Genomic DNA, 10,992 nt, shown 5'->3' with positions numbered 1-10,992 from the left:
TATATTATTTCAATGTGTTACTAATACATGTTAACTGGGGAAAAATAAAAAATTAACGCCCTAATGCCGTATTATATTCCACATTAACATTTTGTTCAGCCAACCTTCCGTAATTTGCCGATTTATAAGACTCTTTTAGCTATTTTAAGAATAAACCGAACAAATATATTTTATGGCTGGATGCTTTAACTGCTTAATTGATTGTTTTTCAATCTATTTAAGCAATGCTTTTCCACTTTTTGTTGCTGTTGATTATTTGCGCCATTTGCAATCAGTGTAGGTTATTACATGATTGGATGTTGAATTTTAGCTTATCAGCGCCCATTATTCACTTTGGCGGCATAAGCCGTAGAAATCAAAGGTGAAATTGGATATATGGAATGGATCGCAGATCCTACTATTTGGGCAGGACTGGCAACGCTGGTCGTGCTCGAAATTGTATTAGGCATTGACAACCTGATATTTATCGCCATTTTGGCAGAAAAGCTTCCACGTCATCAACGAGATAAAGCCAGAGTTACCGGTTTACTGTGCGCACTGTTGATGCGTTTGGTGCTGTTAGCCAGTATTTCATGGCTGGCCACATTAACGGCTCCCTTGGTCACCTTATCTGGCCACCCGTTCAGCGCCCGTGACTTAATCATGCTAGTCGGTGGGATATTCCTGCTCTTTAAAGCCACCATGGAGTTAAACGAGCGGCTTGAGGGCAAGGACCAGCATCAAGGTCAGCAGCGCAAAGGCGCACGGTTCTGGCCGGTCGTCGCACAAATTGTGGTGCTGGATGCCATATTCTCGCTCGATTCGGTTATTACTGCCGTCGGTATGGTAGACCACCTCGCGGTCATGATGGCTGCGGTGTGTATTGCCATAGGTTTGATGCTGTTGGCCAGTAAGCCATTAACCCGTTTTGTCAACGCGCATCCAACCATTGTCATACTCTGTCTGAGCTTCTTACTGATGATCGGTTTCAGCTTAGTGGCTGAAGGCTTTGGTTACCATATTCCAAAAGGGTATCTGTACGCTGCGATTGGTTTCTCCGTCATTATTGAATCGCTCAATCAATTCGCACAATTCAATCGCCGTCGCTTTTTGTCAACGGTTAGACCGTTACGTGAAAGAACCGCAGAAGCAGTGTTACGTATGCTAAGTGGCAAACACGAAGAGGCCGAGCTGGATAACCATACTGCTAACCTGATCGCTGATAATACCAGTGTCGGCCAAGAGGTGTTCAATGAGCAGGAACGCCGCATGATTGAACGGGTGTTGGGGCTGGCGCAACGTACCGTGAGCAGCATCATGACATCACGGCATGATGTTGAGTATCTGGATCTTAACGATCCGCCAGAGAAACTGACTCAGTTGCTGACAAAAAATTTGCATACCCGAATTGTGGTTACTGAAGATAGTTCGACCGATGAACCCTTGGGTGTTATTCACGTCATTGATTTATTAAGGCAGCAGTTAGCAGATGAAAAGCTCGACTTACGCGCATTGATTCGCCAACCGTTGATTTTCCCCGAGCAGGTTTCGCTGTTGATGGCATTAGAGCAGTTCCGTCAGGCACAGACGCATTTTGCCTTTGTCGTGGATGAATTTGGTTCCATCGAAGGGGTGGTTACCCTGACCGATGTGATGGAAACCATTGCCGGTAATCTGCCCGTGGCCGGTGAAGAGTTGGATGCCCGTCATGATATTCAGCAAACCGAGGATGGTTGCTGGATTGCGAATGGCTATATGCCGCTGGAAGATTTGGTGCTCTATCTGCCGCTACCTATCGATGATAAACGTGAATATCACACCTTGGCCGGGTTAATCATGGAGTATACCCAGCGCATCCCGCAGGTCGGTGAACAGATGAAAATTGGTGACTACCTATTTGAGCCGTTGGAAGTCAGCAGCCATCGTATCTTGAAGGTAAAAATAACACCGTTGAAAGTGCCTGACCCAGATTATGAAGTGTAATAAACCGTCGTGATTTGGCGTAAAAGCCGGGTAAACTCGCCCGGCTTTTTTATCGTGATAGATTGTGATTACAAGTGCACAGGCACCAGAATCTCAGTGGCAACAATCACCACCACCAACCCGACTAAAACCGGTACCGAGGTGCGTTTCACCACTTCAAATGGTGAAATTTTTGCCATACCAGCAACAGCAACCACCACGCCCGAAACCGGGGATAAAGTACGCCCCAAATTTGAAGCCTGTAGCATCGGAATAACCAGATAGGCTGGATTTATCCCCATCTGAGCTGCCAGTTTTGGAATCAATTCAACAAACGCATAGAACGGCGCATTGCCTGACCCGGTGGTCATAGCCGCCAGCATCGTAATCACCACCAGTACCAGCATCATAATAATGCCACCGGTACCAAAAGATTGAGCTAGCCCAATCAGACCACTGATAAAACCAACGGTACTCAACCCTTGTGCAAATACCCCGGCGGCAACCAAAAGCATTACTACAGTAGCAAACGCATCGGCCATGCCACGATAAGCCACCTCAAGGCCGGTAAATACTGTTTTAGCACTGAAGCTGCGTAAGAATTCAATGACGGCGGCAATCAGCATGCAAATCACCAACACTGTAATAATATGCAGTTCCGGCCCCCATTTACCGTCAAATATCAGCACGCCGATAATCGGGGTAAAGGGTAAAATGGCATAGAAACCCGGCGCATTGGTGGTGATGTCATTAACATCCATCATCTCATGCTTTTCCTGACTTTTATTATCCAGATAGCGCTGCCAGAAGAAGTGCGCGATAGCCATGCAGACAATCGCGGCAATAGAGATAGGTAAGGTGGTTTTAAAAGCAAAATCGACTAATGGCATCTCAGAGGCTTTCGCTGCCAGTACCACATCGCCTGAGGTTGGCGCGAGAATAATTGCCGCCGGTGATGCACAGATTGCAGCTGCGGCACCCCGACTGATACCGACGTTAACCATCACTGGGAACAGTGTCGCCATCAGTAACACGCCCAACCCGGTTGCCGATGATACCGCCAACGACATCAAGCAAGCCACAAGATAAGCCGCAACCATCAGTAAGTATGGGGAATTGATCATTTGCAGTGGTTTAGAGGCAATCTTAACCACGACATCATTGGCACCGATATGGGTCATATAAGCCGCAAAGCCACATAACATCATGATCATCATGCCAAGATCGCCACCACGGCTCATCAGCAAGATTTTGACATATTCAACAATGTCCGTCGCCCGCCAGCCGGTTGAGGTCGCACTGGCAGGTAATACATTCTTGCCCATCAAGGCACTGATAATTAATAGCAGTAAGCCACCGACCATCAGCACACCTGTTGCTGAATAGCCTTTAATAATATAACGGCCTACACCTACGGCCACGACTATCCCAATCAAAAGATCTAACATATACCCTCTCTGAATCTTGCCTGTTGCTGTGTGTTGCTAAATATTGCTTCAGCATTATTATCGTTAAAATACTTAAATGGCTCTGCACTCTGCCCAAAGTCCATCGGCGAGTTTATGACATCTATCAATGATTCGCAGAGATTTTAGAAACAAATAGTAGTTTGTGAGCAAGAGAGAGGATTTTATGTTTTGAATGGCGAGATTGGTGAACAATCATACAACAAATAGATAACAGTATGCCGTCATTATCTCCGATAAACAGCCATGCCTATCGGAGATAATGGGTAATTAAAGCTTATCGATAAGCTTTTTAAGATCTTTGCTAGCACGGTTTTGTTGATTACGCTCTGCCCAATCATTGAGTGCTTTTTTAGCTCGCTGCTGTAATTCATTACGCAACAACTGTTCGACATTCAATTGATAGCTAAGCTGAGTCCACGGACCATAAATGCGCAGAGGGATATCAGTAGCTTGCAACATTTTTACCAGGCTATCTTGCCCGCTCCAGCCTTGCATAACCCGCACCGCCAGATTCATATCACATTGCTGTGCGGGTAAATTAAGTGACCCATTACCTTTAATAGAAATCAACGCCGAATCGGCACTAAGATTACTGACTTTCATTGATCCTCGGTGCAACGCCAGGCTCGCTTGTAGCTGTGTAACCTCAGTATAACGCTCATAACGATCCTGACCTTTGACATCACTGGAACTGCGAGTCACCGCCTGTTGAATAAGCTGTTGAATATTCAGCCCTTCCAGCCGCGCATTAGTCATGCCGAACTGCGCATCCCCCTGCCAACGGTGGTTGAATGCCTCAACATTGAGGCCATCACCAGACAACTGCGCTTTCATGGAAAATTTGCCCGTCATCATCGGCGGCAAACCGGCGGCCAATAGAACCGGCCCCAATTCCATATGGTTTATCACTGGGTTAACGGTAGCCAGGACCCTCTTGCCCGTCACATCCAGTGAGCCTGGCAACGAAAAATCGCCCTCAACCGCACTACCGGTTAAGCGGCTAATCTCTACATTCCCGCGCTGATTAGAGGCTTGAAGATTGAGTTGACTGATTTTAATCGCCCGATAGACCAGGTTATTCGCCGTTAGCGATATTTGGGCGGTAAAGTCGCGTAATGCCTGCAAGTCCTGCCCGACATCATCATCAGCCTGAATCGCAATCACCGGCGCTGTCACGGCAAGCTGTTTGGCCGTTTCTTTGCTGGCAACCGTACTTTTAGACTCCCAACCAAAAATAGAATCCAGATTAAGATTGTCGGCAGCCAAATTGATAACATAATCGGGTACCTCCCCCAAGGTGGCCTTGGCGGTCCCCGTCAACTGGTTGTTATTAGCCGAGAAGCTCAGTTGGTTCAGCAATAATTGTTGAATATCGTGTTGATAACTGGCTTGTAGTGTCCCTTCGCCGCTCACGCCGCCAACAGGAATATCCGCACCTTCCAATTTATAACTGAATTGGCTGATATTGGCGCTGTACTGCTGTGGATAATGGCGCATGTCTGCATCCGCGACCAGTGAGAAAGTCACATCACGTTGGTTACGGTTAACACGGCTGGAGAGAGAGATATGTACTTGGCGTTGGGCATCTTGTTGAAGTTCAAGATTGATATCGCGTACATTGACTTGATCATTGTCTGCCCGCTGCCAAATCAACAGGCTATCAGCGATTTGTACTTTATTAATGTCGAGCTTCCAGGCACGGTGCTCATTAACAGGCACATTACCGGATGGTGCAACAGGAGCGTCAGGCTGTTGTTGGGCTTCACTGTCGGGCGTCAAGCGGATAACCGCCCCTTTCAACATCACCTGTTTTACTTCAAGTTGATGTGATAATAGAGGCCAAAGTTTGACATCCAGCCGCATATTTTCAGCACTGACAACCGGTGCCGCCGCACCGGGGGCAGTCAGCGCGGTCCGGCCAGCAATAATGCTAAGCTGGGGCCAGACATGCCAGCGCAAATCCCCTTCCAGTTGCAACTGATAACCACTTTTTCTCTCTACCTGTTTGACCATGTAGGCGCGAAAGTCATTAGGATTAACCAGCAATACTAATGCGCTCATCCCTGCAACTAACACAACCAGCAGGATAATTAACGTCGTCAGTAATCGTCTCATGACATCCTCTTGTCTAATCAGGCTAAAAAGTCCAAACAGGCTAAACTTTGCGCAAGAAATGGCTAATCTTTATCGATACGACTGGCTACAGCACCTTGTTGACCACGATATTTTGCGTCCTGACGGCTGTTATAAGGGCGCGCTGCTGGGCCGGAGAGTGGTTCAAAACTCAGCGCGCCAATTAACATCCCTGGGCGTAGCGCCAATGGCAGCTTACCTGAATTATAGAACTCCAGCACAATCCTGCCTTGCCAACCCGGATCTATACGGTGTGCGGTAACATGCACCATTAATCCAAGGCGAGCTAATGAGGAACGACCATCAAGCCAGCCGACCAAGTCATCAGGGATTGTCACCGACTCCAGTGTCACTGCCAGCGCCAACTCCCCTGGATGCAGGAAGAATGCCTCCCCTTCCGGCAGATTGATTTCATCGCTCATGACTCGTTCCAGCGCTTCGCTGACTTCATCCTTCGGGCCGCTTAAGTCAATAAATGCCGCCGTGTGACCATTGAATACACGGAATTGGTTGCCTAAGCGAACATCGACTGTGGCACCATTGATACGTTCTACCGGTGGGCGGGGATCAATACCTAATTTACCGCTGTCCAGCCAGGCTTCTATGTCACGATCGCACAGTCTCATTGCTAAAATCTCCATCAAAATTCGCATGTTACAGCTTATCTACTACGCAAGCTGCCATATTAAGAAGCAAAGGTCCAGACGAACATTACTCAAAGAACTGACTGATTTTCGCTTTTAGAATATCGATCGCAATTCGGTTCTTACCACCGCGAGGAACGATAATGTCAGCATATTGTTTGGATGGTTCTATAAATTGCAGAAACATTGGACGCACAGTCTTCTGATATTGCGCCATCACAGAGTCCATCGAACGACCACGCTCATTAACATCACGCTTCATACGGCGCATCAGGCAGATATCCAGCGGGGTATCAACAAAGATCGAGAAATTCATCTCCTGACGCAGACGGATATCGGTCAACAACAAGATCCCTTCCAAAATAATCACTTTTTTGGGTTCTAAATGGACGGTTTCTTTTTTGCGGGTGTGCTCAGTGTAACTGTAAAGCGGCAGTTCAATCGACCGGCCTGCTTTCAACGATTGCAAATGCTCCAGCAATAAGTTGTGATCCATGGCACTGGGATGGTCATAGTTGGTTTTGACCCGCTCTTCCATTGACAGATGACTCTGGTCTTTGTAATAACCATCCTCAGGGATAACGCCGATATGTTGGTCACCTACCTGCTCGCGTAATTCGCGATACAGCGTGCTGGCGATAAGACTTTTTCCGGAGGCTGAGGCACCCGCTATCCCGATAATGACGCACTGGTGTGCTTTGTCAGTCATAAAATTAAAGACCTGATTACGAAGTGTGAGGGGAGACAAAGCACGCTAGGTGCTTCGAGCGCGGCAATTATAAGGAGTTAGCGGGTTTGATGCCAGCACTATACCCTGCGTCTTTGACGCCGCAGGGGTGTTAGCGGCTCTCACGCACCCGAATTACTGACCTATGTCAGCTCATCGGGGTTTATTCGTTTGCTGCCTACCTGCAACGCCAATGACTTTGGGTATAATTTTGCGTCTTTGACGCCGCAGGGGGGTTAGCGGCTGTTACACCGCGCGGAATGAGATTTCCGTTGGGATAGCTTCCCCTTGCCAGTACATCTCTGCCGCCACATTTGATGCCAGTTGGCGATAGATATCAGCAAATTCACTGTCAGGGTGGCTAATAACCGTTGGTTCGCCGCGATCAAGATCTTCGCGCAAAGAAATATGCAATGGAATTTGGCCCAACAGTTTGCAATGGTACTTCTGCGCCAGTTTCTCCGCCCCGCCGGTGCCGAAAATAGGCTCCAAATGGCCGCAATTGCTGCAAATATGCATGCTCATATTTTCAATAATACCCAACACTGGCACATGCACTTTCTCAAACATCACAATGCCTTTCATGGCATCGATTAAGGCAATGTCTTGTGGCGTTGTCACCACCAATGCTCCCGTCACCGGAATATTTTGCGACAGCGTCAACTGGATATCACCGGTACCCGGTGGCATATCAATCACCAAATAATCCAAGTCCGGCCATAAGGTGTCTTGCAGCATCTGCATTAATGCCTTACTGGCCATCGGGCCGCGCCACACCATAGCGTTCTCATCAGTGACCAGATAACCAATCGAGTTAGTCGCCAGACCGTGAGCCATGATCGGTGCCATATGCTTGCCGTCAGGGGACGTTGGCCGCTGATTCATGGTTCCAAGCATATTGGGAATGGAAGGGCCATAAATATCGGCATCCAGAATGCCGACTTTGGCCCCCTCTTCCGCCAATGCCAGTGCCAGATTAACGGCGGTACTGGATTTCCCCACACCACCTTTACCCGAACTGACAGCCACAATATTACGCACGCCTTTGATACCCGGCTGATCATTGGCACGTTTGAGCGTGGTGATATTATGTGACAGCTTCCAATCAATAGCTTTAGCACCAGTCACTGCCAGCAATTCCCCGCTGACCGACTCTTTCAATGCATCAAAACCATATTGCCAGGCAAACGGCATCACCAGCTCGATATGCAACACATTGTCCAATAAGGCGCAATGGTGGATAGCACGCAGGGTATGGAGATCCTTTTGCAAGGTTGGGTGAGTAAAGGCCGTAAGAACCTTTGAAATTTGTGATTGCAGCAGGTCAGGGGTGGTCTGCTCGGGGGATTTTGGGCTCATCCCGGCTCCTTGAATTTATCGTTATTAACCAATGATAGTGTACCAGAACTCAGTTGCCCCTGTGTCACCAAAGTAAACCGATTATGACTTAAGGCAAAGTGCGGGTTGCCTTACCCTAGCGGCAAGCCAGCATATCGGTTAACATCAAAGACCCTTTAATCGACATAAAGAAAGCAATTTCCCACTATGGCTCAAGTCGCGAAAAAAATATTGGTGACGTCCGCGCTACCATACGCTAACGGTTCTATACATCTCGGCCACATGCTCGAGCACATCCAGGCAGATATCTGGGTCCGTTTCCAGCGAATGCGCGGCAACCAGGTTCATTTTATCTGTGCAGATGATGCCCACGGCACCCCGATCATGCTGAAAGCTCAGCAACTGGGTATCGAACCAGAGCAGATGATTGCCGAAATGAGCCAGGAACACCAACAGGATTTCGCCGGTTTCGCTATCAGTTATGATAACTATCACTCCACTCACAGTGATGAAAACCGTGAACTGTCGAGCCTGATATACAGCCGTCTGAAAGCAAACGGTTATATCAAGAATCGCACCATTTCTCAGCTCTATGACCCTGAGAAAGGCATGTTCCTGCCCGATCGTTTTGTCAAAGGCACCTGTCCGAAGTGTAAAGCGCCAGATCAATATGGCGATAACTGTGAAGTGTGTGGCGCAACCTACAGCCCGACTGAACTTATCAGCCCAAAATCGGCGGTTTCTGGTGCGACTCCGGTGATGCGCGAATCTGAACATTTCTTCTTCGACCTGCCGGCCTTCAGCGATATGTTACAAGCCTGGACGCGTTCTGGTGCGCTGCAAGAGCAAGTTGCGAACAAAATGCAAGAATGGTTTGAGTCTGGCCTACAACAGTGGGATATCACCCGTGATGCGCCCTACTTCGGTTTTGAAGTGCCGGATGCGCCAGGTAAATATTTCTATGTCTGGCTGGATGCCCCAATCGGCTATATGGGGTCGTTTAAGAATCTGTGCGACAAGCGCGGCGATCTGGACTTTGATGAGTTCTGGCGTGAAGGTTCTGAAACCGATCTTTATCACTTTATTGGTAAAGACATTGTTTACTTCCATAGCCTGTTTTGGCCTGCCATGTTGGAAGGTAGCAATTTCCGCAAACCGACCAATATCTTTGTTCATGGTTATGTCACGGTAAACGGCGCGAAAATGTCGAAATCACGCGGCACATTCATTAAAGCCAGCACCTACCTGCAACACTTTGATGCTGATTGCTTGCGTTATTACTACGCCGCGAAACTCTCTTCACGCATTGATGATATTGATTTAAATCTGGAAGATTTTGTCCAGCGTGTTAATACCGATATCGTCAATAAAGTTGTGAATCTGGCTTCGCGTAATGCAGGTTTTATCAATAAACGTTTTGGCGGTAAATTAGCCGACCAGTTGGCAGATCCGGTGCTGTATAAAACCTTCACTGATGCGGCTATCAGCATTGCAGATGCCTATAACAGCCGCGAATCAGGCAAAGCTATCCGTGAAATCATGGCACTGGCTGATATTGCCAATCGTTATGTTGATGAACAAGCCCCGTGGGTGATAGCGAAAGAGGAAGGTCGCGATGCCGACCTACAAGCGGTTTGCTCCTTGGGTATCAATCTGTTCCGCGTACTGATGACTTACCTGAAACCGGTATTGCCATCGCTGACTGAACGTACTGAGGCTTTCCTCAATACCGAACTGACGTGGGATAGCATTCAACAACCGCTGTTAGGCCATCAGATCAATACCTTTAAAGCCCTGTTCAATCGTATCGATTTAGATAAAGTTAACGAAATGGTTACTTCGTCTAAAGCGGATATGGCACCAACAGTGGTAGCCACCGGGCCATTAGCTGACTCTCCGATTCAGGAAACCATCAGTTTTGATGATTTTGCTAAAGTGGATATGCGTATTGCGCTGATTCAGCAGGCAGAATTTGTTGAAGGCTCTGATAAGTTATTGAAATTGACTTTGGATATCGGCGGCCAAACTCGCCAGGTCTTCTCTGGCATCCGTTCTGCCTATCCTGACCCGAAAGTATTGGAAGGCCGATTGACCATGATGGTGGCTAACCTGGCACCACGCAAAATGCGCTTCGGTCTTTCAGAAGGTATGGTGATGGCAGCAGGCCCTGGCGGTAAAGATATCTTCCTGCTTAGCCCAGACAGTGGTGCCCAACCCGGCATGCAAGTGAAATGATTTGATGTATGACAGAGTTCTCTGACGAAAGTGGTTGTCAGGGAATAACTAAATTGTCAGGAAATAGCAAAAATGCCGGTCAGGGGAAACCCAACCGGCATTTTTTATCGCACAATGTTGGTAATGGTGGACAACCGCTCCCGTTGCCATGCCTCCAACCAAAACAGCATATTAATAAATAAGCTTAATGAGAAAATAAGAAACAGAATACTGTCCAGCAAGGAAACCTTAATTAGCGCGTTAATAATAATATTCTTATGATGTTTCATCTCGACAAAACCTGATGCGAAAAACCAAAATACGCCGATGACGCCTAATAAATTTAACATCACAACCGGCCAATGCCACCTTGCCAGTAAAAAGAAAATCCACGACAGTAACATCAGGGAAATAACGGCATCATCCAGTTCAAATAATAGAAAGAAACTTATATATAATGCACTAAAGCAAGCAATAGTGAGACCAAACGGATACTCTTCCGGTATAACAGCAGCAAATTGTTTTT

7 protein-coding genes and 1 pseudogene are annotated in these 10,992 nt (G+C 47.5%); 2 read left to right on the top strand and 6 right to left on the bottom strand.

Annotated elements, in window-relative coordinates; all coding sequences use genetic code 11:
• The first annotated feature begins 375 nt into the window (after positions 1-375).
• Positions 376-1,962: a TerC family protein gene (locus V1952_RS16255; protein WP_372558460.1), complete on the top strand. Its 1,587-nt coding sequence runs from the start codon at positions 376-378 to the stop codon at positions 1,960-1,962.
• 68 nt (positions 1,963-2,030) lie between these two features.
• Here the strand turns inward: V1952_RS16255 and dcuC are convergent, their stop codons facing one another.
• From dcuC to apbC, 5 genes are all read right to left on the bottom strand, one after another.
• Positions 2,031-3,389: an anaerobic C4-dicarboxylate transporter DcuC gene (dcuC, locus tag V1952_RS16250; RefSeq protein ID WP_005187706.1), complete on the bottom strand. Its 1,359-nt coding sequence runs from the start codon at positions 3,387-3,389 to the stop codon at positions 2,031-2,033.
• 288 nt (positions 3,390-3,677) lie between these two features.
• Positions 3,678-5,525, bottom strand: coding sequence for an outer membrane assembly protein AsmA (asmA, locus tag V1952_RS16245; protein ID WP_420075114.1), 1,848 nt, complete (start codon positions 5,523-5,525; stop codon positions 3,678-3,680).
• A 62-nt stretch (positions 5,526-5,587) separates the two neighbouring features.
• On the bottom strand, positions 5,588-6,169 hold the full coding sequence (gene dcd / locus V1952_RS16240; protein WP_032906849.1) for a dCTP deaminase: 582 nt from the start codon (positions 6,167-6,169) through the stop codon (positions 5,588-5,590).
• A gap of 85 nt (positions 6,170-6,254) precedes the next feature.
• On the bottom strand, positions 6,255-6,896 hold the full coding sequence (udk, locus tag V1952_RS16235; RefSeq protein ID WP_083159353.1) for a uridine kinase: 642 nt from the start codon (positions 6,894-6,896) through the stop codon (positions 6,255-6,257).
• A 264-nt stretch (positions 6,897-7,160) separates the two neighbouring features.
• Positions 7,161-8,273, bottom strand: coding sequence for an iron-sulfur cluster carrier protein ApbC (gene apbC / locus V1952_RS16230; RefSeq protein ID WP_083159354.1), 1,113 nt, complete (start codon positions 8,271-8,273; stop codon positions 7,161-7,163).
• A 186-nt stretch (positions 8,274-8,459) separates the two neighbouring features.
• Between apbC and metG the strand changes: the two genes are divergently transcribed.
• The gene (gene metG / locus V1952_RS16225) at positions 8,460-10,487 is read left to right on the top strand and encodes a methionine--tRNA ligase (protein WP_372558458.1); all 2,028 of its coding nucleotides are present in this window, start codon (positions 8,460-8,462) and stop codon (positions 10,485-10,487) included.
• A gap of 104 nt (positions 10,488-10,591) precedes the next feature.
• Here the strand turns inward: metG and V1952_RS16220 are convergent.
• Positions 10,592-10,992: pseudogene (locus tag V1952_RS16220) on the bottom strand (hypothetical protein); the annotation flags it as partial.

This window comes from Yersinia sp. 2542 StPb PI, assembly GCF_048593855.1.
Lineage (GTDB): Bacteria > Pseudomonadota > Gammaproteobacteria > Enterobacterales > Enterobacteriaceae > Yersinia > Yersinia enterocolitica_E.
This window is presented reverse-complemented; position numbering and strand designations above follow the sequence as displayed.

Excerpts from the sequence above, each read along its gene's own strand:
- V1952_RS16255 (WP_372558460.1), top strand. The coding sequence starts at position 376 with ATGGAATGGATCGCAGATCCTACTATTTGGGCAGGACTGGCAACGCTG.
- dcuC (WP_005187706.1), bottom strand. The coding sequence starts at position 3,389 with ATGTTAGATCTTTTGATTGGGATAGTCGTGGCCGTAGGTGTAGGCCGT.
- asmA (WP_420075114.1), bottom strand. The coding sequence starts at position 5,525 with ATGAGACGATTACTGACGACGTTAATTATCCTGCTGGTTGTGTTAGTT.
- dcd (WP_032906849.1), bottom strand. The coding sequence starts at position 6,169 with ATGAGACTGTGCGATCGTGACATAGAAGCCTGGCTGGACAGCGGTAAA.
- udk (WP_083159353.1), bottom strand. The coding sequence starts at position 6,896 with ATGACTGACAAAGCACACCAGTGCGTCATTATCGGGATAGCGGGTGCC.
- apbC (WP_083159354.1), bottom strand. The coding sequence starts at position 8,273 with ATGAGCCCAAAATCCCCCGAGCAGACCACCCCTGACCTGCTGCAATCA.
- metG (WP_372558458.1), top strand. The coding sequence starts at position 8,460 with ATGGCTCAAGTCGCGAAAAAAATATTGGTGACGTCCGCGCTACCATAC.